At 37.4% G+C, this 25,651-nt stretch carries 24 protein-coding genes and 2 pseudogenes; 7 read left to right on the top strand and 19 right to left on the bottom strand.

The window, feature by feature from the left end; genetic code table 11:
- Window positions 1-53: 53 nt before the first annotated feature.
- The 6 genes and pseudogenes from SCI76_RS22340 to SCI76_RS22315 all read right to left on the bottom strand — a co-directional run.
- Entirely contained in the window at window positions 54-1,235 is a 1,182-nt protein-coding gene (locus SCI76_RS22340; RefSeq protein ID WP_221832268.1) for a Gfo/Idh/MocA family protein, read from the bottom strand.
- Window positions 1,236-1,366: 131 nt separating this feature from the next.
- Window positions 1,367-2,188 (bottom strand): sugar phosphate isomerase/epimerase, encoded by an 822-nt coding sequence (locus SCI76_RS22335; RefSeq protein WP_221832266.1) that lies wholly within the window; start codon window positions 2,186-2,188, stop codon window positions 1,367-1,369.
- A 352-nt stretch (window positions 2,189-2,540) separates the two neighbouring features.
- Complete coding sequence (locus SCI76_RS22330; RefSeq protein ID WP_221832264.1) at window positions 2,541-3,542, bottom strand: LacI family DNA-binding transcriptional regulator; 1,002 nt, start codon at window positions 3,540-3,542, stop codon at window positions 2,541-2,543.
- A 193-nt stretch (window positions 3,543-3,735) separates the two neighbouring features.
- Window positions 3,736-4,446, bottom strand: a complete 711-nt coding sequence (locus SCI76_RS22325; protein ID WP_221832262.1) for a LytTR family DNA-binding domain-containing protein — start codon at window positions 4,444-4,446, stop codon at window positions 3,736-3,738.
- Complete coding sequence (locus SCI76_RS22320; RefSeq protein ID WP_221840393.1) at window positions 4,421-7,408, bottom strand: substrate-binding domain-containing protein; 2,988 nt, start codon at window positions 7,406-7,408, stop codon at window positions 4,421-4,423. Before SCI76_RS22320 ends, SCI76_RS22325 begins: the two co-directional genes overlap by 26 nt.
- A 295-nt stretch (window positions 7,409-7,703) precedes the next feature.
- Window positions 7,704-7,996: pseudogene (locus SCI76_RS22315) on the bottom strand (arsenate reductase); the annotation flags it as partial.
- A 281-nt stretch (window positions 7,997-8,277) separates the two neighbouring features.
- Between SCI76_RS22315 and SCI76_RS22310 the strand changes: the two are divergent.
- From SCI76_RS22310 to SCI76_RS22285, 6 genes are all read left to right on the top strand, one after another.
- Window positions 8,278-8,523 (top strand): hypothetical protein, encoded by a 246-nt coding sequence (locus SCI76_RS22310; RefSeq protein WP_048019374.1) that lies wholly within the window; start codon window positions 8,278-8,280, stop codon window positions 8,521-8,523.
- A gap of 16 nt (window positions 8,524-8,539) precedes the next feature.
- On the top strand, window positions 8,540-8,908 hold the full coding sequence (locus SCI76_RS22305) for a spore coat protein (RefSeq protein WP_016766279.1): 369 nt from the start codon (window positions 8,540-8,542) through the stop codon (window positions 8,906-8,908).
- An 18-nt stretch (window positions 8,909-8,926) separates the two neighbouring features.
- Window positions 8,927-10,063, top strand: coding sequence for a zinc-dependent alcohol dehydrogenase (locus tag SCI76_RS22300; protein WP_048019373.1), 1,137 nt, complete (start codon window positions 8,927-8,929; stop codon window positions 10,061-10,063).
- A gap of 17 nt (window positions 10,064-10,080) precedes the next feature.
- Entirely contained in the window at window positions 10,081-10,275 is a 195-nt protein-coding gene (locus SCI76_RS22295) for a hypothetical protein (RefSeq protein WP_048019372.1), read from the top strand.
- Between the two features lie 18 nt (window positions 10,276-10,293).
- Entirely contained in the window at window positions 10,294-10,593 is a 300-nt protein-coding gene (locus tag SCI76_RS22290; protein WP_048019371.1) for a spore coat protein, read from the top strand.
- 152 nt (window positions 10,594-10,745) lie between these two features.
- On the top strand, window positions 10,746-11,780 hold the full coding sequence (locus SCI76_RS22285; RefSeq protein ID WP_168761117.1) for a DUF3231 family protein: 1,035 nt from the start codon (window positions 10,746-10,748) through the stop codon (window positions 11,778-11,780).
- Window positions 11,781-12,429: 649 nt separating this feature from the next.
- Here SCI76_RS22285 and SCI76_RS22280 read toward each other — a convergent pair.
- From SCI76_RS22280 to SCI76_RS22260, 5 genes are all read right to left on the bottom strand, one after another.
- Window positions 12,430-13,749 (bottom strand): MFS transporter, encoded by a 1,320-nt coding sequence (locus SCI76_RS22280; RefSeq protein ID WP_407544361.1) that lies wholly within the window; start codon window positions 13,747-13,749, stop codon window positions 12,430-12,432.
- 93 nt (window positions 13,750-13,842) lie between these two features.
- The gene (dgoD, locus tag SCI76_RS22275) at window positions 13,843-14,991 is read right to left on the bottom strand and encodes a galactonate dehydratase (RefSeq protein ID WP_028409932.1); all 1,149 of its coding nucleotides are present in this window, start codon (window positions 14,989-14,991) and stop codon (window positions 13,843-13,845) included.
- Window positions 14,978-15,640 (bottom strand): bifunctional 4-hydroxy-2-oxoglutarate aldolase/2-dehydro-3-deoxy-phosphogluconate aldolase, encoded by a 663-nt coding sequence (locus tag SCI76_RS22270; protein WP_168761118.1) that lies wholly within the window; start codon window positions 15,638-15,640, stop codon window positions 14,978-14,980. Before SCI76_RS22270 ends, dgoD begins: the two co-directional genes overlap by 14 nt.
- A gap of 17 nt (window positions 15,641-15,657) precedes the next feature.
- Window positions 15,658-16,611, bottom strand: coding sequence for a sugar kinase (locus SCI76_RS22265; protein ID WP_168761119.1), 954 nt, complete (start codon window positions 16,609-16,611; stop codon window positions 15,658-15,660).
- A 17-nt stretch (window positions 16,612-16,628) separates the two neighbouring features.
- A complete protein-coding gene (locus SCI76_RS22260; RefSeq protein ID WP_407544358.1) occupies window positions 16,629-17,387 on the bottom strand; it encodes an IclR family transcriptional regulator in 759 nt (252 codons plus the stop codon).
- 135 nt (window positions 17,388-17,522) lie between these two features.
- Between SCI76_RS22260 and SCI76_RS22255 the strand changes: the two are divergent.
- Window positions 17,523-17,687 (top strand): annotated as a pseudogene (locus SCI76_RS22255) (helix-turn-helix transcriptional regulator); the annotation flags it as partial.
- Between the two features lie 305 nt (window positions 17,688-17,992).
- Here SCI76_RS22255 and SCI76_RS22250 read toward each other — a convergent pair.
- The 8 genes from SCI76_RS22250 to SCI76_RS22215 all read right to left on the bottom strand — a co-directional run bounded on the left by SCI76_RS22250 (window position 17,993) and on the right by SCI76_RS22215 (window position 25,590).
- Window positions 17,993-18,742, bottom strand: coding sequence for an ABC transporter permease (locus SCI76_RS22250; RefSeq protein ID WP_407544356.1), 750 nt, complete (start codon window positions 18,740-18,742; stop codon window positions 17,993-17,995).
- Window positions 18,743-19,504, bottom strand: a complete 762-nt coding sequence (locus SCI76_RS22245; protein ID WP_407544354.1) for an ABC transporter ATP-binding protein — start codon at window positions 19,502-19,504, stop codon at window positions 18,743-18,745.
- A 188-nt stretch (window positions 19,505-19,692) separates the two neighbouring features.
- A complete protein-coding gene (locus SCI76_RS22240) occupies window positions 19,693-20,046 on the bottom strand; it encodes a DUF1048 domain-containing protein (protein ID WP_221832258.1) in 354 nt (117 codons plus the stop codon).
- A 70-nt stretch (window positions 20,047-20,116) separates the two neighbouring features.
- Window positions 20,117-20,437 carry a PadR family transcriptional regulator gene (locus SCI76_RS22235; RefSeq protein WP_028414817.1) on the bottom strand — a complete coding sequence of 107 codons (321 nt, stop codon included), beginning with the start codon at window positions 20,435-20,437 and terminating at the stop codon, window positions 20,117-20,119.
- Between the two features lie 535 nt (window positions 20,438-20,972).
- Entirely contained in the window at window positions 20,973-21,875 is a 903-nt protein-coding gene (locus SCI76_RS22230) for an AEC family transporter (protein WP_407544351.1), read from the bottom strand.
- Window positions 21,876-21,966: 91 nt separating this feature from the next.
- Window positions 21,967-23,400 carry an aldehyde dehydrogenase family protein gene (locus SCI76_RS22225; protein ID WP_168761121.1) on the bottom strand — a complete coding sequence of 478 codons (1,434 nt, stop codon included), beginning with the start codon at window positions 23,398-23,400 and terminating at the stop codon, window positions 21,967-21,969.
- Between the two features lie 30 nt (window positions 23,401-23,430).
- Window positions 23,431-24,165: a GntR family transcriptional regulator gene (locus tag SCI76_RS22220; RefSeq protein WP_047750162.1), complete on the bottom strand. Its 735-nt coding sequence runs from the start codon at window positions 24,163-24,165 to the stop codon at window positions 23,431-23,433.
- Between the two features lie 84 nt (window positions 24,166-24,249).
- Window positions 24,250-25,590, bottom strand: a complete 1,341-nt coding sequence (locus SCI76_RS22215; protein WP_407544349.1) for an L-fucose/L-arabinose isomerase family protein — start codon at window positions 25,588-25,590, stop codon at window positions 24,250-24,252.
- Window positions 25,591-25,651 lie beyond the last annotated feature (61 nt).

Below are 25,651 nucleotides of genomic sequence, written 5' to 3'. Positions count from 1 at the left end.
TCTATTTCTAATAAAGGCTAGTCTACTAGGACTAGCCTCTACTAAACTATTATTTAAGCTTTCACTAAATTTTCTGTAAGATTAACCCACACACCTTTTTCAGCTGATTCAAGGATAGCATCTGAAATAACGGCGATTTGATAACCGTCTTCAAAATCTGGTGATACGCTTGTATCTTCAGCGATTGATTTGAGGAAATCATATGTTTCAATAATTTTTGTTTCTCCGTACCCAATTCCTAATGCTGGGATTGGCCATAGACCTTCTCCATATGGATGTGCAGGTCCTGTATAAACCGTTCTGAATCCGCGGCTATCACTTGGATCATCGGAGAAACATACTTGAAGCTCATCACGGCGTTCATAATTAAAGTATAATGAACCTTTCTCTCCGTGAATTTCAAATGTTAAGAAGTTGTTGCGACCCCAGGCATTACGGGTCGCTTCAATACTTCCTACTGCGCCGTTATCAAATTTAATTAAAGTTGAAAACTCATCGTCTACATCAACTTTACCTTTTGGTACATCAGCTTCTGCTTTTACAGTTCCTAGTTTATCTACAGCACCACTTTGAATCGGTCTTTCACCAACCCATGTCTTTGCAACAGCCATTACCTCTGAAATGTCACCCACAAGATATCTTGCGTAGTCAATCACATGTGTTCCGATATCACCTAATGCACCTGAACCAGCTCGTTCTTTTTGGAAGCGCCATGATAAAGGCGAGTTAGGATCCGCAGACCAGTCTTGCAGGTATGTGCCTCGGAAGTTTAAAATTTTCCCGATTCTTCCTTCCTCAATATATTTTTTTGCTAGAGCAACGGCTGGTGTTCTGCGATAGTTAAATGCGACCATATGTTTAACACCTGCTTCTTTTACTGCGTCAAGCATTGTTTTTGCTTCTGCTGCAGTTCGTGCTAACGGTTTTTCTGAAATGATATGTTTACCTGCTTTGGCAGCTGCAATGGCAATTTCTGCATGAGAGTCATTTGGTGTTACAATATCAATAATATCAATTTCAGGATCTTCTACTACCTTTCTCCAATCAGATGAATAGTTTTCAAATCCTAAACGTTCCGCTGCATCTTTTGCTAACTCTTCAGTCACATCAACGACTGTGTGTCGTTGAGGAACTGCTGGTGCCGGCCAAAAAAACATTGGCATACCTGCGTAAGCGAGTGCATGCGCCTTTCCCATAAATCCTCCGCCAATCATACCTACGTTTAACTTTTTCATTTTTGTTCTCCTCCTATGAAAGTAGTCTATTTATTCGGATCTACTATCTTTTAAATAACATTTTCTATATCGTTATGGTAAATTAGACTTCAAGTTTCTAATATATTATCTCTGCTCCTTTCTTCTTGACCTTAAGCCTTATTTGCCTTTTCAAAACTTAATAAGAAGTTAAAGCTGATTTCTGCTCCTTTTTTCGGATCATTATAGCTATCTAATTCTACTGTAAGCCATTCATCATATCCAATTTCATCCAGAAGTTGGATCATCTGATCAAACTTTTGATGTCCTTCTCCTAAAGGAAGAAATTCTCCATTATAATAATCTTTGAAATGAATATATTTAATGCGATCTGCATATTTTTTAATTACTTCTACTGGATTCCCTCCACCTGCTTCGATATGCGCTGTATCCGGACATAAATTAATCGTTGTTAGTGCCATTAACTTGTCCAGCTGGTCTGGGGCCTCTACGTTTGTTCCTAAATGCGGGTGATAACTTGGAATAAGGTTATATTTCTCTGCAATTACTACTACTCGATTAAGAGCATTGCCTAAATCAGTGTAATCGCTTTCTAAAATACCGTTCGTACGGATAGCTCCTCCGCCAATTACTAGATGCTGCGCCCCTAGTTCAGAAGCAAGAGCTGCAACCTCTTCAATTTTTAATAATTCTTCTTCCAAAATATCCGGGAAAATAAAATTCCCTCCAGTGTAAACTCCAATAAAGTCTAAAGAGTAACGGTTCAGCAATGCTCTAAATTCTTCTTTTCTATCTTTAAATTCCATTAGATTTCCGTCAAACATTTCAAATCCTTTATATCCAACTTCTGCAATATCCTTTAAAGCTTCTTTTGTTGATCCATTTGCAAGGTAATAAAGGTCTTTTATCGAAGTGACTCCGGCAGGATGCCCTACTACCCCGCCCCACGTATTTGTCTGATATCCTAGTTTCATGGTTTCTCCCCTATCTTTAAAGATTCCTTATGAGTACATGGTGTATTAATACTGGGATTTCATCACCTCCCTAAATTAATTTAGATAAGAAATAATTGAACCAAGACACATGTAATCGATTACAAAGTATTCTAGAAAAAGATTATATTTTTTAATTTATTATAAGAAGAAGGTGTCTTTACTACCTGTACTTGTGATTGATTGTACTTATCAAAAATATAAACTAAAAATCCCTTTTTAATCGGATATTAAATAATTCTTTTTCCAACCATTTGTAATCGATTACATCTTAATTTTAAAAAACAAGAAGGTTTAAATCATCAGATACATTTTCAAAAGAACTCTTATTCCCTTATGAAAGATGTGTTGAGCATGAATCACGTATGATAAGCTGATCTTCCATTAAATATTGATGTCTTTCAATTTCTTCCTTATTCATCAACTTTATAAGTAATTTCATTGCCATCGTGCCCATCTCAAAAGCTGGCTGTGAGATGGTTGTAAGAGCCGGTTTGAAAATAGATGAAAATTTTATATCATCAAATCCTACTACGGAAATATCATGTGGAACACTTAATCCTTTTAAAGAAATAGCATTTATAGCTCCAAATGCCATCTCATCATTTGCTGCAAACACGGCTGTTGGAGGATGATTAAGACCCAAAAATTGATTCATTATATTAAAACCGCTTTCATAAGAAAAATCACCCTCCTGCACTAGAATGGACTCAGTTGTCAGGTTGTATCGTGTCATTGTCTGATTAAATCCTTTTAATCGATCCTGGCCTATCACTCCGCCTAGGGGACCTGATATAAATCCTATCCTTTTATGCCCTAACTTAACCAAATATTCTGTTGCTTTTTGAGCCCCGCTGATATTATTAATAGAAACGGTGGGGATGGCTGAACCTTCTATATATTCACATGCCAAAACTACAGGATATTTGAGAGCCATTTCCTCAATGTTCTTCGATTCCATTCTCGCCGTTAGTAAAACCATTCCATCAGCTTTTTTTTGGAGAAGTATATTTAAATACCCGTTTTCTCTTTCCAAATCATTGCCCGTATCCCCAAGCAGAACTTGATATCCTTTTATGACGGCTACAGACTCAATTCCTCTTAATACCTTAGAAAAAAAAGGATTTGTTATATCAGGTACAATGACTAGAATGGTTTTGGTTTCTAATGTTCTTAACTGGCGAGCTAATGCATTTGGCTGATAGTTTAATTCTTTAATTACTTGTAATACTTTCTCAGTCGTTTCTTCCGTTACAGTGTTAGGTTTACTTAGCACTCTTGACACTGTAGCAGTTGAAACATTTGCTTTTTTTGCTACATCTATTATTCGCACCATTTTACGACTCTCTTTTCTTGTTCTTCTCTATAACAGAATTGTAATCGCATACAAAAATATTGTCTAATTGGATTCAGACAACATTTTCTGAGGTTCAAACTCTTTAAAAATCCTTTTAAGCGTCGTTTTTATCCATATAAACAAAAAAACAACAAATTAAAAAAACTCAGCACTTATTGCTGAGCTCCCTGTTTTATAATAATTTGTACCTTTGCAGATTGTCTACTTTATGCTTGGAAATCCTTGCAGTTTCCTTATAATCTTTAAAATAGGCTTTATACATTTGACCCGTTGCTTCGATTCTTGTTAAAAGTTCCACATTTATAATATAAGATCTATGAGATATCATAAACCTAGAATCAACGGCACCTTCTAAGTTAGTTAAAGCTTCATTTGTCTCGAATTTACCATTTTTAGTATGAATGACAGATTTCCGATCAAGTCTTTCAATAAAGATAATTTCTTCTAATGGAATAAAAATTATATTTTTCTGCTGTTTAATCATTAAATCCTTTTTAAATGAATGTTCTTTATCGACTAGTGAAATAGACACTTGGGAGGCTCTCTCTAAAGCACCATATAAACGATTTCTATCAATTGGCTTTAAAATATAGTCTACTGCCTTTACGTTAAATGCCTCAAGTGCATAATTATCATGACCAGTAATAAAAATAACTTGTAAAGCCGGGAAAAGTTCTTTACATGCTTTAACTGCTTCCATCCCATTCAATAAGGGCATTCCAATATCGACTAAAGCAAGATCCGGTTTTTCTTTCGTAACATAGTGTATCAATTCTTCACCGTTGGCGGCCTCTCCAACAATTTTATATTTGGATAAACTCCCAATAAAGTACCTTAACAATTTTCTTGAGGTAACATCATCGTCTGCGATCAATACTTTCATCTTGTTGTTCCCCCTTTTCCCTAGCGTTTCTTGATTTCGCAACACTTTGAATAATATCTGGAGCATCTTCATTATAAACGAGCTGCCAAGCATCAATTACATTTTCTTTCATTACTTTTAGAGACGGAACGGCTACATAGGGTGGCGCTTGTTTTCCAAGTAGGGCATACCCTGCTAGAATCGCTTCGGCGACTCCTTGCTGGTATGGTAGCTGGGCACCTAGTCCTTTAATAGGTCCATCCTGTGCAATTTCCAAGGCGACGTTCATACCCAAATCCATTGTCGTAATGACTAAATTGCTTTTTTTTGCAGTACGAGTTGCCCTCAAAGCTCCTTCAGCCGGGACATCCCATACAACAAAAATACCATTTAAATCCTGATGTTCAGCAATCATACCGGATGCCACTTTTTCTCCATCATTCGAATCAGTAATTCCCCTGCGATCGACAATTTGAATATCAGGGTACCTTTCCTTTATCGTTTTTTCAAATGCTTCCGTTCTTTGTTTGGTTGCAAAAAAATCAGCATCATGATAAATAATCCCGACCTTACCTTTTCTATCTAATTTCTCAGCCATGATATTAGCCGATTCAATGCCATTTCCATAATTGTCAGCAGAAACAATACTTACATAATCTTTCCCATGCTGCAAACCATTCGGTGTATTGTCCATAAACACCAGCTTTACACCAGCTTGGGCTGCTTTTTGATACACACTTGCAGTCAATTCTGGATCAACTGGAATGCTCACCAGGATATCCGGTTTTTTGGCTAAAATGCTTTCAATGTCGGCTACTTGCTTTTTCCATTTAAATTCTGCATTTGTCACGGCTACTACCTCAATGCCCATTTTCTCAAAAGTAGTTTGCATTCCTTCCAATTGGGACCTTGACCAATCACTTCCAGTATAATGCATAGCAATAGCAGCCTTATATTTCTTTTTCTTAATTTTTTTTAGCTCTTTCAAAGATAACCGCAGTGTTTTTGCTGAGGCAGCTTCCTCGCCATGTGGTCCTGTACTTAAAATTTTATGATCTGGAATATTTTGATTAATTGTATTGTTTAGCGTTTCACTTAGGATTGTCAAAAACTCTTGTACATGAATGGGCTTTGTTAAATAGTTATCAAATCCTTTATCCAATGTATATTGAATATCCTTTGGCATTGCATTTGCACTTACAGCGATGACAGCAATATCTTTCGTTTCTTTGCCTGCTTTTAAAATTTCAAATACTTCATATCCATTAATATCTGGGAGGTTAATATCAAGAAGAACCAAATCTATTTTTTCGTTTGCTACAATTTCTATTCCTTCTTTTCCTGTACGAGCTGATAAGAGCGTATAGGAAGGCTGCGATTTAATGATGTTACTTACTAAGTGCAAGTTGGATTCGTTATCTTCAATATATAGCAAACGATAGTTATCTTCCTTCCTATTATTTGTTGGAGGAAATTCAGTTTGTTCACCCCATTGTATGACAGTCTTTGAATCATTTGGAAGAGGAAGGCTAAAACAAAACTCACTTCCTGTTCCTTTATTGCTTGTTACATTAATATCCCCACCCATTAGATGCACCAGCTGTTTAACTAAAGATAACCCAATCCCTGTACCTTCTTCTTTTGTATTTTCAATTCGATAAAATGGAACAAACACTTTAGTATATTCCTCTACAGAAAAACCTACACCTGTATCTACGATATGAATGTACTGCTTATTCTCTTGTAAACGACAGAAAACGATGACTTTTCCATTTTCTTGATTGTATTTAATAGCATTATCAAGTAGATTCAGCAATATTTGTTTAAGACGTATAGGATCAGCAAGAACCATCATATCTTCCCATTGATCCAGTTGGCTATAAATACTAATATTCTTCTTCTTAGCCAATGGTTGTACAATATTGATACATTCCTTGATGACAGTTAAAAGATGAACTTCCTCTACAGAAATCTTTAAATTTCCTGTTTCTATTCTTGACACGTCTAAAATATCATTAATTAAACTTAATAAATGGCTTCCTCCGCTTAAAATCTCCTGTACAAAATCACGCTGTTGTTTATTTAAAGATTCATCCATCTCCAATAATTGAGCAAAACCCAGAATTCCATTCAGCGGCGTACGCAGTTCATGACTCATCTTAGACAAAAAACTTGATTTGGCCATGTTCACTTTTTCAGCCTCTTCTTTTGCCTGAATAATAACTCTTTCCATTTTTTTTTGTTCTGTGATATCCTCAAACTCCCATAAGTAGCCTACAAAATCATTTTCCTCATTTAAAGGAAAACAATTGCAGCGTAGTGTCATACCTGTATCTATTTTAATCTCTTTTGTAGTTCTCGTTTGTTTTTCTGTATTTTCCAGCTTAATTTTATTAATTTCTTTATCAAAAAGGTAATGTAAATCCGAAGCGTGCATCCCAACATGACAATCAATTTCACCCTTCAACTGGAAAAGTTCGTAAAATTTCCTATTTAAGAGCCTTATTTTTTTATTGCAATCTGTTACTGCAATCCCACTATCTAACCAATCAATCAAACTACGCTGGAATGCATAGGAATTCATTAATTTTTGTTCTTGTTCTTTTTGAAAAATGTCCTCTCCCATAATCTTTTTGTTAGTAATGTCCACACAAGTTCCGACTACTTCAGCTACTTTATCCTTATGAAATAAAGGTCTTAAATAAATTACATAATAAATACCTCTAAATTTACCTTCATATTCAATGTACTGTCCTTCCCACGCTTTTTTGTAATAACTGTTTAGTAAATTGGCAGTGTCAATATCATCCCAATACAAATCATGAAGCGTCTTTCCGACGATATCCTCTCGATTAACCCCCAATGTATACAGTAATTCTCCCTCGGCAAAAGTATGAATAAACTCGTTACTTTTTTGTACAAACTTAAAAACCATCCCGGTATCAGTAAAGCCTGGTTGTGCAATATATCTGGAATCCTTCATTCGTTTCGCCCCTAGTTAGTTAAAAAAATATAATATGGATTCTATATGATGAATCGCTTACTTTATGTTCTTTATGGTGCTTAAAGATTAATTTGAAACCAATTATTCATTTGTAATAATTATTGTAATCGCTTTACAAATTATACTTTTCTTATTATAAGCTTCACTATATTGATTAGTCTAACAATACTTACCCATGGGGCTGCCACACCTTTATTAAAGAAGGAAGAGATCAAAACAGAGAGTCGTCTTTTTGACATTACTAAAGGGAAAGATATTTATGTCGTTAATCCTTCTATGGAGCTGTATATAAAGACTTCCAATTATAAATGCATTTTTCTTCATCTGTTTCTTCTGCTTTTGACGGATCGCCAAAGCCCCAGTAAACTCGTTTCACATGTAGAAAAGTTACAGATCAATGCTCTACTGCGTGTCCGCATAGTGTCACAACTAAAGCAGATTATTAAGAATTTCAGGATTGATTACATCAGATGTTTGGTTTGAGATATTGATTCCTACTTCTTTTATTGTTTTTACGGCATTAGGATTTAAAGCATGAACTTCAAGTCCAGCACTTTTTACCTCCCACTATTTCCCTTGATACTTTTTAGCCTAACCTTCTTTCATGCCATATTTAAATCAAAAAGTTTGATGTAATTAAAAGAGTTCTTGTTTGACTAACCTATCTGTTAGCTAACAAGAAAAAAGACCACAAAAGCGTTTAGCCCCAGATAATTCCAATTAATTTTCCGGATTATATGTACATTATAACTACTTAATATAATTCACCTATAAAAACATTATAGAATGTTTCCTCCTATATTCGGAATAATAACATTGTATTTACGTAAAAAGGAGGGTAATCAGAAATGGATATTCAAAAATTAGCCGATCATGAGTCATTGGATCTACATGAAGTTATTAATTTTAAAACCCTTTGCTTAGCGAAATCAAAACTAATGCAAGGACTTGTATTTGATGATGATTTGAGAGCATTAATGAAAAAAGATGTTGAACAATCGATACAAGCGCTGGAAGAATTACAGGCAGTTTATCAACGTGCACCTTTTGAAGCCCCTGTTCCTCAAAACCGGCCAACACCAATAATCAATTGAAAAGGAGGTAAATTCAGTGAATCATGACTATTTAGATCCTATAAACTCGCTACACGTACCAGAGCTCGCAGATACCACATTTGCGATGGACTTTCTTCTTCGTGCCAAGGAAGGTGTTCGCAATATCGCAGTCGCATTAACGGAGTCCGCATCACCTGATGTTAGAACCCTCTTACGAGAACAGTTAATGCAAGGGATTGCCATGCACCAAGAAATTACAGAACTAATGATCAGTAAGAAATGGTTCCATCCATACGAATTAAGTGAACAATATCAACTAGACCAACTCTCTGCCAACAATACATTGATGATTGGCAAAATGAATCTATTTCCTGTTGAGACCAATAGAAAAGGTCTGTTTGACCGAACACCTGATGAACACTAACACTGGAGGATATCTATCATGAAGGCAGTAACGTATCAAGGTATTAAAAATGTTGTAGTCAAAGAAGTTCCAGATCCAAAGATTGAAAAACGAGATGACATGATTATTAAAGTAACCAGTACGGCTATATGTGGGTCTGATTTACATTTAATTCATGGCATGATTCCTAACCTGCAAGAAAACTATGTGATTGGCCATGAACCAATGGGAATCGTCGAAGAAGTTGGTCCAGATGTGACGAAGGTAAAAAAGGGAGATCGTGTCATTATTCCTTTTAATATAGCATGCGGTGAATGTCTTTACTGTAAAAACCATTTAGAAAGCCAATGTGATAATTCCAATGATAATGGTGATATGGGTGCCTATTTCGGATATTCTGGTACGACGGGTGGCTATCCAGGTGGGCAAGCTGAATATTTAAGAGTACCGTTTGCTAACTTTACTCATTTCAAAATTCCAGAGACTTGTGAAGAACCAGATGAAAAGTTAGCAGTTATTGCCGATGCAATGACTACTGGTTATTGGAGTGTTGACAATGCAGGCGTAAAGGGTGGCGACACAGTTATTGTTCTTGGCTGTGGTCCGGTTGGTCTTTTTGCTCAAAAATTCTGTTGGCTAAAAGGAGCAAAGCGTGTCATTGCCGTAGATTATGTAGATTATCGTTTGCAACACGCCAAACGTACCAACAAAGTTGAAATTGTAAATTTCGCACATTTTGAAAATGCAGGAATGCATTTGAAAGAAATGACGAAGGGCGGCGCTGATGTTGTCATTGATGCAGTTGGTATGGACGGTAAAATGACTGATATGGAGTTCCTTGCGAGTGGAATGAAACTGCAGGGCGGAGCATTTGGTGCGTTCATCATGGCTTCACAAGCAGTACGTAAAGGCGGGACAATCCAAGTTACAGGCGTTTACGGTGGCAAATATAATGGATTCCCAATGGGAGATATTATGAACCGAAACGTCAATATTCGCTCTGGACAAGCACCTGTGATTCACTATATGCCATATATGTTTGAATTAGTTTCGACCGGAAAAATTGATCCAGGAGATGTCGTGAGTCATGTACTTCCACTTAGTGAAGCAAAGCGTGGCTATGAGATTTTTGACACCAAAATGGATAATTGTATAAAAGTCTTGTTAAAACCTTGAGGAAGGAGGTAGAAAAAATGAATTACGCTTTACATGAAGTTCTTGAGGTCCATGAAATGGCTGCATTTAAGACCAATTGCTTGACTAAGTCCAAAACGATGAGAGGATTAGTTACAGATCAGCAATTAAAAGATATTATGCAGCAAGACATAGATGTATCTACGAGACAATTACAAGAATATGCTTCTATCCTTTCCAACGCTAAGCAGTAAAATAGGAGATGAATACACATGAATCCAATTATTGAAAATTTAACTGGCATGAATGCCCTATCGGATCAAGTGGTTGCAATGGATTTATTAATTGCAGCTAAAAGTGGAGTTAGAAATTATGCCATGGCAGTTACGGAGGCAGGAACACCTGAAATTAAAGAAATGCTCACTCACCATTTAGTGGAAGCTCTTGATATGCATGAACAAATATCTGCATATATGGTAGAAAAAGGATGGTACCATGTTTGGGATACAAATGAACAAATTAGTTTAGATTTAAATAATATCGATACAGCGTTGAACTTACCCACTCTATAAAAATAAAATAGGAGCAGTTTAACATTACCAACTTAAACTGTTCCTGACAATCCATATATATCTTAAAAAAGTTCTGAAGGGACTTGTAATGTTTACAGGGTATGAAGAATAAAAACAATATAAAAGGCAAGCCTAAGAAAAGGAGACTATAAATGGGAACAATTAAACCAATTAAGATAGGCTTAAAAAAATCGAATCCTGATAGAAAATTGACGGCTCCAGAAATGGGAAAACTCTGGGCAACCTATATGGGTAATAGCATGTGTAATTGTATTTTAAATTATTTTCTACAACATGTTGAAGATCAAGACATAAAAAAGCTAGTAGAACATGCGAAAAGACTAACTGAAGAATTTCAAAGTAGCGTCAAAGAGATATTTATCAAAGAAAATATACCTATTCCACATGGCTTTACAGAGGAAGACGTTAATCTAGGTGCTCCAAGATTATTTGAAGATGAATTTTATGTATATTATTTAAAGTATGCAGGAAAAGCAGGACTTAGCATTTATAGTATCGCTATACCTTTAATATATAGAGAAGATGTACGTAATTTCTTAACTTACTGTATGAACTCGACCATGGAATTAATGGAAGAAATTAAAACCATTTTAATGGATAAAAGCCTTATTATTGCCCCACCCATTATTCCAGCTCCAGAACAAGTGAAAATTGCCAGTACTGATTATTTGAGTGGTTTTGTTGGAGATGTTCGTCCTCTACACGCGTTAGAAATTGCTCATTTATACGATAATATTGAAAATAACGTAACAAGCAAAGCTTTAATCATGGCTTTTAGTCAAGTTGCCAAAAACCAAAAAGTTAGAGACATATTTGTAAAAGGAAAAGACCTTACCCATAAAGCAGTTGAACATTACATAGAAAAACTTCATCGTGAGAACTTACCTGCTCCAGAATTTATTGACCATTTAGTCACAACTTCAACTTTCGCACCTTTTTCGGATAAACTAATGCTGTTTCATAAGGTCGATATGTTTTCCATGAAAATAAGAGCATTTGGGAATTCACTAGCTGTAAATGGCAGACATGATTTAGCGTTACTTTATGGGAGATCTTTAATGAATATAGCAAATTTTGTTAAGGATGCATCAAATATTATGATGGAAAATGGATGGATGGAAATTCCACCAGAGGCTGTAGATAGAGAAAATTTAGCTTCAAAATAGTATTAGTGAAAATAACAAAAACCCCTTATGGAAGGTTGTTTTGCATGTAATTTCCGATAAGCCGTTTTATGTTAACTAACTAAGGTCTATTTAAGTTGATAATGTATTAAAAAAACAAAAGAAACTATCTCATCCTTAATAGTTTCTTTTGCCCCGCGGATTAGGATATTAGATAGATACCTCGCGGTGTCTTGGATAGTTTGCTCAAATGTTGGAATAGCTACGCAGTCTTAAGAATTATAGCAGGAAATATTATGTTTCTGCTCTTATTTACTTGGTTTGATTACTACTGCCAGCTGCTAATGCTAGCGATAATACAGCAGAAGTTGTTAAAACCTTTTTCATACATGCACCTTCAACTCTCTAATAATCATTTTTTACTTATTATTCTTTGACTACTGTGAGTAAAAGGTAGAAATTTTGTATATTTTATCATGCTTTTTTTATTCATAAACCTCACAACTCCCTAACCTAATAATCTTATTCTTGTACGGCCTCAAATCCTCTTTTATAGGTGAAAAAAAGAGCATAAATCCGTTGGTCTCCAACAAAATTTATGCTCTTTCTCTAATAGAATTTTTAAGAATTCACTTTTCATCTCGTCACAAATAATTTCAGATGTATGATTCCTATAAAACTACAAACGGCCTTACACAATATCTCGATTCAATTTTTCATCTTTAACCACTTTAATTCTTTCCACTTTTCCTACAAGGAAGATGTACGAAAGTGCTCCTAAAAGGGCCAATGCCGCTATGAATACTAGCGCTGGAGCAAAGTTTCCTCCTTTAGCTAAGAAACCAATAACAATCGGAACGATGATAGAAGCTAAACCTCCGATAAAGTTAAAAACTCCGCCTGTTAAACCGACTAAGTGTTTAGGCGCTAGCGTTGAGACAAAGACCCATGTAATAGAAGCCAGACCATTTCCAAAGAATGCAATAGCCATAAACATGATAATGAGAGATGTGCTATTTACATAATTGGCTCCGATAATTGAAGTTGATAAAAGCAGTCCTACGATAATAGGTGTTTTTCTTGCAATACCTAGTGATACTCCTTTTTTCACTAAGGCGTCCGATACAAAGCCAGATAATAGTACCCCTACAAACGCTGCTAAAAACGGCGCTGATGCTAAGAACCCTGATTTTAAGAAATCTAACCCTCTGTATTCCACAAGGTACGTTGGAAACCAGGTAAGGAAGAACCATAAAGTAGAGTTGACGGCAAACTGTCCTAAGTAGATGCCCCATAGCTTTCTGTGAGAAAAGGCTTCTTTAAGATTTCCCCATTCGAACTTTGCTCTTTCTCCTTTCGTATCCGCAGCTTTAACTAAGCCTCCACCTTCTTCGATATGCTGTAACTCTGCTTTATTTACTTTGCTATGCTGAGAAGGATCACGATAAAAGATGTACCATATAATGCCCCATGCTATACCGATAACCCCTGTAGTAATAAACAGACCTCTCCACCCTAAAAAGTGCTGAATGGTCACCAATGTAGGTGTTAAAAATGCTAGCCCTGCAAACTGTCCTGAAGTATAAAAAGCAATTGCTGATGCTCTTTCCTGATTTGGAAACCAGCTAGTAACTACTTTATTATTGGTCGGAAAAGCCGGTGCTTCGAACGCTCCTGTCGCTAGACGCAGACCAAAAAGACTCACAAATCCCTTGGTAAATCCTTGTAATAATGTAACAATAGACCAGGTGATTAAGCTAACGGCATACGTAACACGAGCACCAAAACGGTCAGCCATTACCCCTCCTGGTATTTGCAAAGCAGCATAAGCCCATCCAAAGGCTGAAAATATAAGGCCCAGTTCTACTGATGATAGCTTTAAATCCTTGGACATGGCCGTGGCGGCTACAGAAATATTACTTCGATCCATATAGTTGATGATAACGCTTACGAAAATAAATGCTAAAACACGAAATCTAACGCGAGTCGGCTTTTCGCTATACCCCTTCATTCCCTTATCCCCCTGTATATGACTAGTTTAAAAAGAAGATCTGACTGACGGTCATTTGTCAATCAGATCTCCCGTACTAAAATGGTTTCCCCTTTACCATTCCGCTACAGAACCGTCTTTATGACGCCATACTGGATTACGCCAATTATGACCAATATCAGCCATTTTTCTAACATGGTCTTCATTAATCTCAATACCTAAGCCAGGTCCATCTGGAATCTTTACGAATCCTTCTTCATATTTAAATACGTGATTATCAACAATATAATCTAGTAAATCACTGCCTTGGTTATAGTGAATGCCTAAGCTTTGTTCTTGAATAAATGCGTTGTGGCACGTTGCATCTACTTGAAGACAAGCTGCTAATGCAATAGGTCCTAACGGGCAATGAGGTGCAGCCGCTACATCAAAGGCTTCAGCCATTGAAATAATTTTCTTACACTCTGTAATTCCTCCCGCATGTGATAAATCCGGCTGAATAATATCAACGTATCCGTCCGTTAAGAGCTTTTTAAACTCCCATTTTGAAAACATTCTTTCTCCTGTCGCAATAGGAATGGATACGTGATTGGCAATTTCTCTTAGCGCCTCATTGTTTTCGGGCAAAACCGGCTCCTCGATAAACATTGGACGATAGACCTCTAATTCTTTAGCTAAAATTTTTGCCATTGGCTTATGTACTCGTCCGTGAAAATCAATACCTATTCCTACATAAGGCCCCACTGCTTCTCTGACAGCAGCGATACGTTCTACTACTTGATCAATTTTTTCATATGAATCTACGTATTGAAGCTCTTCTGTTCCATTCATTTTTACTGCTGTAAATCCTTGTGAGACAACTTCTCTGGCTGCTTCGCCTACGTCTGAAGGTCGGTCTCCTCCAATCCACGAATACACTTTAATGGATTCTCTTGCTTTTCCGCCTAATAGTTGATGCACAGGAGCATCGTAATATTTTCCTTTTATGTCCCACAGAGCTTGATCAATCCCTGATATGGCACTCATTAAAATAGGTCCGCCTCGATAGAAGCCTCCTCGGTACATAACGTTCCAATGATCTTCAATATTTAATGGATCTTTGCCAATAAGATATTCCATTAGCTCGTCTACTGCAGCTTTAACGGTAGAGGCTCTTCCTTCAATAACAGGTTCTCCCCACCCAACAATTCCTTCGTCCGTTTCTATTTTTAAAAATAACCAGCGTGGCGGCACTTGAAACAATTCATAATTAGTAATTTTCATGTACTTTTTCCCCTTTCGTTATACCATTAACTGCGGCTACGTATGCTTTAGCCTTTTGTGTTAGCTCCTGCAGGTATGCATGAGTAATTTCACGATTTGTATCAACTAAAGAACTTCCAATCCCAAATCCTACAGCACCTGCTTCTTCAAATTCTTGAATATTATCTAAGCTCACTCCTCCTGTTGGAAGAAGTGGAATATGGGGAAGCGGCCCTCGAATATCTTTAATATAGCTAGCACCCAGCCTAGCAGGAAAGACTTTTATAATATCTCCGCCATTTTCATATGCCGTTAAAATTTCAGTAGGTGAAAAAGCACCTGGAATACTCACCGCACCGTATCTTTTTGTTAGTTTAATCGTTTCAATATTAACCGTTGGAGAAAGGATAAACTTTGCTCCTGCTAAAATAGCTGAACGTGCTGTTTCAGGGTCAAGCACTGTACCTGCTCCTACTAACACTTGATCACCCAGCTCTGCAGAAACCTCTTTAATGGCTGAAAGTGCGTCCGGCGAATTTAGAGTAATTTCGATATTTTTTACACCGCCGTCATTAAGCGCAGAAGCAATTTTCACTACATCCTGCGGTTTGGCTCCTCTAATAATCGCAACGATTTTATGCTCTAATAAATGTGATAAACTATCCGTCATGGGTAAGCCCCTTTCTTTTATCGTATAACGTCTTCTTTTGTAATCGCATTCATAAATTCGTAAAGCTCTTTCTTATCAGGCAAGCCTTCAATATCACCCTCTACGGTTACAACCATAGCTCCTATAGCACACCCTCTTCTAACTGTTTCTTTTAAAGAGGATTTATCTATTAATCCCGACAGTATCCCAGCGGCGAACCCATCACCAGCTCCTACTGGATCTATCACTCTAGCAACTTTAAAGCCTTCTACGTAAGCGGATTCATTTTCAGTCGAATAATAAGCTCCTTCCTCACCTAGCTTCATAATGACTAGCTCTGCACCTAATTGATGAAACGCTGATGCAATGTCTTCAGGGTTATCCTTCTCAAATAAAAACTGACCTTCGTTCACTCCTGGTAAGATAATATCCGCATATGTAGCCATTTTAATGAGTGTTTGACGCGCAGTTTCTTCATCCCAAAGTGTCTTGCGTAAATTCGGATCAAACACTATTTTTACACCATTTTTTTTAGCAGCTTTTATCGCTTGAAAAACAGCTTCATGGCAGGAGTCGCTCAGCGCAGGTGTTATTCCTGTCACGTATAAATATTTGGCAGAAGAGATATACTCTTCATTCATATCATGCGGATTCATAAAGCTTGCTGCTGAACCTTGTCTGTAATAAAAGACTTTACTGTTCATTTCATTTGTTTTTTGCTTTAAAAAAAGACCCGTAGGAGCATGATCATCAAATATCACATGTCTTACATCTATTCCTTCTCCTTTAATACTTGAAAGAATCCGCTCTCCTAGCTCATCTTTTCCTAACCGGCTAACCCATCCCGTTTGATAACCGAGTTTTGACAGGGCAATTAACGTATTGCTTTCTGCCCCTGCAATTTTCGAAGAAAAATCTTTAGCGTATCGCATCTTTCCATTCGAGTGTGGGGTAAACAGAATCATTGTTTCCCCCATGCTTATCACATCCATTTTACCCCTCTTTTCATTTATCTCTTCGCCTCTTCATATCCAGCAATAAAAGATATATTAGTCGCTGTTTGAAGCAACCTTTCTACTATAAAGTCCTTATGCTTCAGCATTCTTTCCTTAGGACCAGCTACGCTAATAGCAGCTTGAATGCTTCCCTTTGCTCCAAATACAGGTGCAGCAAGGCAAAACAACCCTTCCTCATTTTCTTCATCATCAATTGCATAGCCCATTTGAATAAAAGAGTCTAAATTGTCGTTAAGAACTGTTTTATCTGTAATTGTATAGTCCGTAATAGGCAGCAGCTCCGTATGTTCAAGCAGCTGTTCTCGCTGATCTTTAGGAAGAAAAGCTAAAAAGGTTTTTCCTAATCCGGTACAATAGAGCGGCTTTCGATTACCAGGCTGAGCTGTTGTTCTAATAGAGCGATTATTATCAATCTTAACAACATAGACCAACTCTCCATCTGACAGCAAGGCCATAAACACCGTTTCCTGAACATCCTCCATCAGCTTCTTTAAATACGGTTTTCCCTCAGAAGAAATATCCAATGATTCCATAGCCGCTGTTCCAATTTGAATTAGCTTTGGCCCTAGCTTATACCTTTTTAATGAGTCCTGATTTAAATACCCTTCATTATGAAGAGTTCCCACAAGATTAAACGTACTGCTTTGCGGAAGCGAAAGTAAATCGCTAACCTCTTTTACTGTTAATCCCTCGGGATGTTGAGCGATCAATTCAAATACCCTTAATACACGTTCTGCTGATTTTACTGACATGAAGAAATCCTCTCTAAATCACATATGTGATTTTAAATTTTATATATGATTTACTGATTTAAATATTATCATAGCCAGATCATTAATTCAAAATATTTTTACAAATTAAACAAAAATACTTATGACAGAAACTGATTAACTCAGCAGCAACTTGTAGATAAGGTTGGTATTACAAGACAGACTGTTAGCCTCATAGAAAAAGGACAATATAACCCGTCGTTAAAGCTTTGCTTGCAAATTTGCTACGTCGTTGAAGAAACATTGGACGAATTATTTTGGATAGATAAGGAGTTATTTTGAATGAAAAAGATAGTTGATGAAAGGCTTACCTTTTTAAATTTGCAGCATATTAAAATTACATATTTGGAGGCATTATTTTTGTATGTGGTCTTATACCCATGAACTATGTGTACCGGTTAAGAAAAAACAACAAAATGAATGGGAAGATGATGAATAAAAGAAGACCTTGTTCCAGGTCTTCTTTATTTCTACCGATAATTCACATTACGACAACTAGAAGTAATCCCTGTTTTATGCTATCAATACTTTATATTAAAATTCCGATGATTCCATATACCTTGGGTAGCTTGCTCAGTTTATAAAATTCACCCTAATTTGCGTTTGAATTCTTTACTAGCGAAGAAGTAAGCGATGACCATGATACCGAGGCACCAGGCAATGGCACTCCAGATATCGTTGCCAACAGATCCTTCATACAAGAGTGCACGAATCGTATTCACGATTGAAGTCACGGGCTGGTTTTCGGCGAATGCACGAACAGCTTTAAGCATCGTTTCAGTGGGAACAAAGGCGGAACTAATAAAAGGTAGGAAGATCAGTGGGTACGAGTAGCCTGTGGCTCCTTCCATAGATTTCGCTGTCAGTCCTGGAATAATGGCCAACCATGTCAGGGCTAGCGTAAACAGCCCGAGTATCCCGGCTACCGCGAACCAATCTAGGATATCAGCGCTGGAACGGAAACCCATCAAGAGCGCGACGAAGATAACTATCACGATAGTAAGCGCATTGGAAACAAAAGATGTCAACACGTGAGCCCATAATACCGAAGAGCGTTTAATAGGCATGGTGATGAAACGGGCCATCAGTCCACTTTTTACATCATTAAATAGCCGCACGGAAGTGTAAGCGACGCCGGATGCGATAGCCATCAGCAAGATTCCCGGTAATAAATAATTGACGTAATTGGCTGTTCCTGTATTTATAGCGCCACCAAATACGTAGACAAACAGTAGCATCATCATAATCGGCGTAATTGCCACCGTAATAATCGTATCCGGGCTGCGCATAATCGTGCGCATCAAACGTCCTAGTAATACACCTGTATTGTTTTTCATTTACATTTCCTCCTTTTTGCCGATAATCGCGAGGAAGATTTCCTCCAATGTTGGCTGTTTCTCAATGTATTCCACTTTTGCTGGGGGGAACATCTCTTTAAGTTCGGTAAGGGTACCGGTTTTGATGATTTTTCCGCCATGTAGGATGGCTATACGGTCTGCCAGTTGTTCAGCTTCCTCCAGGTACTGAGTCGTGAGCAAGATGGTCGTACCACCGCCAGCAAGCTCTTTGATGGTGTTCCAGACTTCGATCCGGGCTTCCGGATCAAGTCCGGTCGTCGGTTCGTCGAGAAAAATAACGGCTGGCGCCCCAATCAGACTCATAGCTATATCAAGTCGGCGCTTCATTCCACCGGAATATTGATCCGCCCGGCAATTAGCTGCATCGGTCAAGCTGAATCTTGCAAGGAGATTGTCAGCTACTTCATTAGGATTAGATACCCCTCGCAATTTGGCGATCATTATCAGGTTTTCCTTCCCAGTAAGCATGCCGTCTAACGCTGCGAACTGCCCCGTTAGGCTGATGTTCTGGCGGACGTCAGCCGGTTGACGTTGGACGTCAAATCCGCAAATACTCACTTCGCCGCTATCAGCCTTTATCAGCGTTGAAAGAATATTAACTGTCGTCGTCTTCCCTGATCCATTTGAGCCCAGCAGTGCAAAAATTTCACCGCGCTGTACCTCAACATTCACCCCTTTTAAAACGTCTTTGTCTTTAAAGGACTTTTTTAACTCTTTTACAAAAATCGCTGTATTTCTCATACGTTTTTCCTCCTTTTAAAAGCTCCACAAGCTTGCTTGCTAGAACTGTCATGCTGTAGCTAAGCTGAGCGTCTCGTAGAGCTAGGTTTTTGACATCTCACTATTTAGTCTGACTGATATTCTGTATCACTTAGTACTTAGTTTAAAAAATGACTGAATAGCGAAAGCAACTAGCTATTCAGTCGATGTTATTGATTAAATTTATTTTTTCCTAATCGTTCCTTAATACTCTGATTCAAATCTTCACGATACTTAACCATATAAGTTTTAGCATTTGCCACTAATTCGTCAGCAAAGGAAGCCACATCGTCTCCAGTAATTTCGAGCACCTGTCTACCTTCTGCAGCACCTACTTCGAATAAATCAATTAATTCATACTGCATGTGTAGCATATCCATTCCGTTGCCCGATGAGAAATTCCACATGTAGTTTTGAATTTTTTTAAATACAAACTGATAGTCTTCTGGCAAAGCTTCAACCCGTGCCATCATCATTTTATACTCTTTTTTACCACCAATCATTTTTTTGAATATTTCCAACATGTCATTTTTCCTCCTTTTTATAAAGCTTCATAAGCTGCTTTAAGAATATCCGGCGTTCTATCCTATGAAGCTAGTTTGACTTCAAGACGTTGATTTTTGATGATACAAAATCCCACCTTTTCCAAAACAACTCAAGCTCCTTGTAGCCCGCCTCATTAAGCGAGTAAAATTTGCGGGGTGGGCCCATATCCGATGGTTTTTTTTCTATATTCACAAGTTTTTTCTTTTCTAATCGTACGAGAATAGTGTAGACCGTCCCTTCTACGACCTCGATAAATCCAAGCTCGTTCAGGCGGCGTGTAATCTCATAGCCATAGGTTTCATGGCGGCTGATAATTTCTAACACACAGCCTTCCAGCGAACCCTTCAGCATTTCAGTTAAATTTTCGATCTTCAGAACCTCCTCTATATCGTCTGACTTATATTCTGTATTACTTAGTACCAAGCCAATTTTTACTTAATAACTTTTAAAATTAAGCTATTAAGTAATACTTAGTATATGTAGATTGTAATACTTAGTACCGGGCATTTCAACTATTTTTTAAAATATTTTCAAATGTAGATATATTCAGGGATAATACTAAGAACCAAAAAAACTTATGAAAAGAATCCATAGGTTCTTTTCATAAGTTTTTTCCGTTACAGATACCTTTACAGTTTTTCCGTATAACCTCTTAAATTTCGAATTAAAAAAGAGATCCCCGTCAGTAAACAATTAAGAAACAAATATTTAGTCAGGTAGTGTTGAAAACTGTATGTGAAGTAGAAGTATAAGAAGAACACAAAACTAAAATAGAAAATAAATTTTAAATATCTTTTTAAAACAGCGTTATGAGGAGAATTCACGTTGACTACTCCTTTTAAAGTCATATAATAAAATTATTTTTTCAACCTATATTGGTATTGGAACGTTTTTCTGTGTCATTTTATAAAACAATTAGAAAAATGATAGGTAATGTAGCAAGGCTTAAGGAGGTACTAATTAACGTTGCGCTTGATACAAACTCCGGCTCTGTATTAAATTGCAGCGCGTACATAGTTGTATTAGCAGCTGTGGGCATAGCAGCCATAATAATCATTATTTGTTTCACCATCTCATCCACAGGTAGCAGAAGCGTTAGTATATAAGCGATAAATGGTGAGATTACAAGCTTGATAGCTAATGACCATGAAACTTTTGCTTTGGCTAAATTTCTAATTGATATTTTAGCTAGCTGCATTCCAAGTACAATCATGATGGTGGGAATAGCTGCACCCGCTACTAAATCAACCGCTTCTTTTACAGAGTTGCTTAATGGAATATGAAGAAACTGAAATATAGCTCCTAAAAGTCCCCCATACACAATTGGTATCCGTCGAACTGCGTCAATGGCTGATTTTATACCATTTCCCTGTGGACTTCCTTTAGCTGCATAGTAAACTCCGACTGTACACATGACCAATTGCTGTATGACCATTAGAATGATGGCAGAGTCTAAGCCTGTCACGCCGAAAAGTAATAAAACAACAGGTGTACCGTAGTTTCCATTATTCATAAATGAGGACGCTAATATCATTCCACAGGTTTCTGAAGTAGAATATTGCTGGAAATAAGCAATAATATAGACGATAGCAATTAATGCAAAGCAAAGGGCAAATGTGTATAACGTAAGATATAAGTAATCAATCGTAAATTTGGTTGTGTAAAATGTTTTGAACACTAGAACTGGAGACATCAAATAAAGTGCCATTGTTGAAATCGTTTTGGTATCAAATCCTATTTTCTTTTGTCCAATAAATCCAAGTGCAAAAATCCCGAAAATAGGAAGGAGGATTGTTAGGAACTCCATGTTTGTTCACCTTCGTCATTTTTTCTTTGTTATTTTCCAAATGAAAGACCTAGAAAATTAAAAATCTAGGTCTTTCATTTAAACTAATACATTATAAATTTAGAACAATGATACGTTCTTCCGTCATTTCTTCAATTGCATATTTTGGCCCTTCTTTTCCGTTACCGCTCTTTTTCACACCGCCATATGGCATATGATCAACACGATACGCTGAAGCATCATTTACAATTAATCCGCCTACTTCGATTTCACGAGCTGCCTTCATAGCAAATTGTAAGTCATTCGTAAAAAGGCCTGCCTGTAACCCATAGTCAGAATCATTTACTTTTGAAATCACTTCATCAATCTCGTCATATTGAGCAATAGCTACTACTGGCCCGAATACTTCTTGACGACAAACTTTCATCTCATCATTTACATTAGTCAAAATTGTAGGAAGATAAAAAGCACCTTCACGCTTTCCTCCTAGTTCAATTTTTGCCCCTTCTTCCACTGCTTCTTTTACCCATTCTTCCACTCGCTCTGCTTCTTTAAGACGAATCATAGGTCCAATATCCGTTTGCTCATCCATTGGATTACCGACTACTAACTTTTCTGTTTTTTCTTTTAGCTTATTAACAAAAGCAGTATAAATATTCGTATGAACATAAATTCGTTGAACGGAAATACAAACTTGTCCTGCGTTATTAAAGCTTTTTTGAGAAATTAAAGATGCAGCTTTTTCTAAATCAGCGTCTTTATGTACGACAGTAGCCGAATTATTTCCTAGTTCAAGTGAAACTTTACGTAAACCCGCCTTAGATCGGATAAGTTCTCCTACTCTTGGGCTTCCTGTGAACGTAAACATATTAACATCTTGGTTTTCTAATAACCATTCACCAATTTCTGCTCCATCTCCAGTCAATACTTGAAGGCGCCCTTTTGGCAAGCCTGCTTCTTCCATTAACTCAGCGAGCTTGAGCGCACAAATTGGAGTAACTTCAGCGGGTTTTAATACTACGCTATTCCCAGCTGCGATTGCCGGTCCAAGTTTATGACAAACTAGATTGATAGGTACATTAAACGGTGTGATAGCTGCAACAACTCCAACCGGGACTTTTACTGTAAAAGCCATCCGATTTTCTGAGCCTTGAGCCGATTCAACAGGCACACCTTCTCCATGAATACGCTTTGCCTCTTCCGCTGAAATTTGTAAAGTTGTAGCTGCGCGCTCAACTTCTCCGCGAGATTCACGAATAGATTTTCCAACTTCAGTAGCCAAAATTTCAGCAAATTCTTCTTGACGGCTTAGTAATAGCTCAGCCGCTTTCATTAATACCTCGTAGCGTTCATATGGTGAAAAAGTGTTTTTTAATGCCTCTTTCGCGCTGGCCACAGCTTTATTTACATCGTCTTTTGTAGCTACTGAGATTTCAGCTGCAGGCTGCTGCGTATATTTATTTAAGACTTCCATTTTTTCTGCTGTTGTTTCCCATTCCCCATTTACATATAAACCATATTGTTTGACTTGAGTTAAACTTGTCATTATCTCCACATCCCCAATTGTATTAGCGTTTTATCTTGTAAGCTCAATATTGTAATGATATTTGTCACTGCGATATTTTGTTACCGTAAATTCGAGTGGCTTATCATCAAAACCGTAACTTACTCGTGTCATTTCAAGTAAAGCTTCTCCGCCTCGTATGCCTAACAGATCGGCTTCATAAATCGTTGCATTAATCGCAGATATCTTCTCTTTAGCTCGTTTTAAAAAGATTTCATTCTCTTCTAGCACTTCATAAAATTTTGCACGGTTTAAATCTTGTTCAACTAGTATTTTCCCAATATGCGTAGGCCAGCAAGAACGTTCAATGGCAATAGGTACTTCATCGGCAAAACGAATTCGTTCAATAACTAAAACCTCTTCTCCAGCGTCCAATTCCAGCATGGAAGTTTCATAATATAAATCTTTTTTAAAATCAGTACGAATCAGCTTTGAATTCGGTGTTAATCCTTTTTCTGCTACTTCTTCTGCTAGTCCTTTAAGCTTGCCTAAGCTGCCGCCGATAAGAGGCTGAGGCTTTACAATTGTTCCTCTGCCTTGTTTTTTTTCCAGCAGCCCGTCCTGTACTAACATGGAAATAGCTTGTCTTAAGGTAGTACGGCTTACATCAAACTCTTGCATTAATTCCTGTTCTGTTGGAATTAACGTATTGGGCTTCCAAATTTTCTCTTGTATACGTTTAATTAAGACATCTTTTACTTGAAGATAAAGCGCGATATTTTTATTAGAACCTATTGTATCTTTCATATTCTCAAACTCCTTTTAAGTTAGCGTTTGGTATTATTATATAGTATTGGCTAACTTTTACTGTAGCAGAGAAGTACGATTTTCTTAGATATAGACCTTTGTTTCTAGATTAAGCATACGTCCTAGTTCAATTAGGTGTTCTGTCACATCACCATACACTAGTGCAAAGTGAGGTTCGTACCCCGCGTGCATAAGTTCATAAAGTGTGTCTGATGCATTTGTCGCCAGTTCCACTTCTACAGACGTACCTGTAAAAGGCTGCTCTACATCTAAGGCATCTCCTTTCACCACTAGAAGGCGATACCCATCAGGCGTATGACTTACCCTGAAGATCGTTACTTCTCCTGCTTTTAATCCAAAATCCATCGCAAAACCAATTTTTCTGTTAGGATGTACCCCTGCTGTTGCTCCAGTAGAAGGGTTGGCAAGCGAATATGCTCCTGCACCGCAGTGCCAAAAAACAACTGAGTTTTTTTCTTCGTCTATGTGAACTAAATCCCCTAGGTAAGGTGCGTTTCCGCCTGCTAACTCACGCAGGATAAACATTGAGATTGATCCGTGAATATCCGACTCACAGGATGTCACCATTCCGTCTTCCGTAAACTGAGATAAAGTTGAGCACGGAGCAGCTCCTAAATCATTAAAGAAATCTGGCCAACATCGCATAGCTAATGCATCTAACTTTTCACGTTGAATGTGCTTTTTAATATATGTGGAAAATTGAGCGAATTTAGTAACGGTTTCATCGTTTCGATTTAGACCAATCACCTGCTTTTCTGCCCGCTCAACTTCCCCTATCCATTCGTGTTCTGGAAGCTTTACGCACTCTTTAAACGCTTCTTGTAAATCCATCTTATGAAGAGTTACGCCAAGTGCGTTTTTTAATTCATCTTCGTTAGCTTGTGAAAAGAAGAATCCCGGCGGATAATCTCCCACTACCCCAATTTTTAATTCATTTAATGCTTTTAACACGCGCATAACGTTAATTTGTCTTAATAGACGATCCTGCAAGGCTTTCTCATCTGGATTTCCAAATACAAATGCAAACGGATGCTGATGATTACGCAGCACATTACTGGTGCTATTTCCGCCTGTTAGAGAGTTTAAACGTAAACGTCCCCCTACACTTGGCTCACGTACGGACCAAACAATTACAGGCTGTTTAAAATACTCCAATATCTTAACCATAAATTCACCGTCAGCAAACGTAACGCTTTGATATAAGACGGTATCAATCTTATTCCCTTTAATTGAATCAAGAAATCCCTGTAATTCTTCAACTGAAGTTATAATTTGCTCCGGCGCGATAAGAGTACTGCAGTTGCCGTTCAGCCACTCCATACTTTTTTGACGATACATTTCAGCCGCTTCAATATCAAATGTTTTTCTACCTATAGGCACATATAAAACTGTTGTATTTTGCATATAGAGTTCCCCTTGTCGTAAAACTATTTGTTATAATCATTTTAAAATACATCATTACCTT

This window comes from Priestia sp. HNGD-A6 (assembly GCF_045784335.1).
Lineage (GTDB): Bacteria > Bacillota > Bacilli > Bacillales > Bacillaceae_H > Priestia > Priestia zanthoxyli.
Note: the sequence above shows the minus strand (reverse complement) of the source record. Positions and strands in the feature narration are given on the sequence as shown.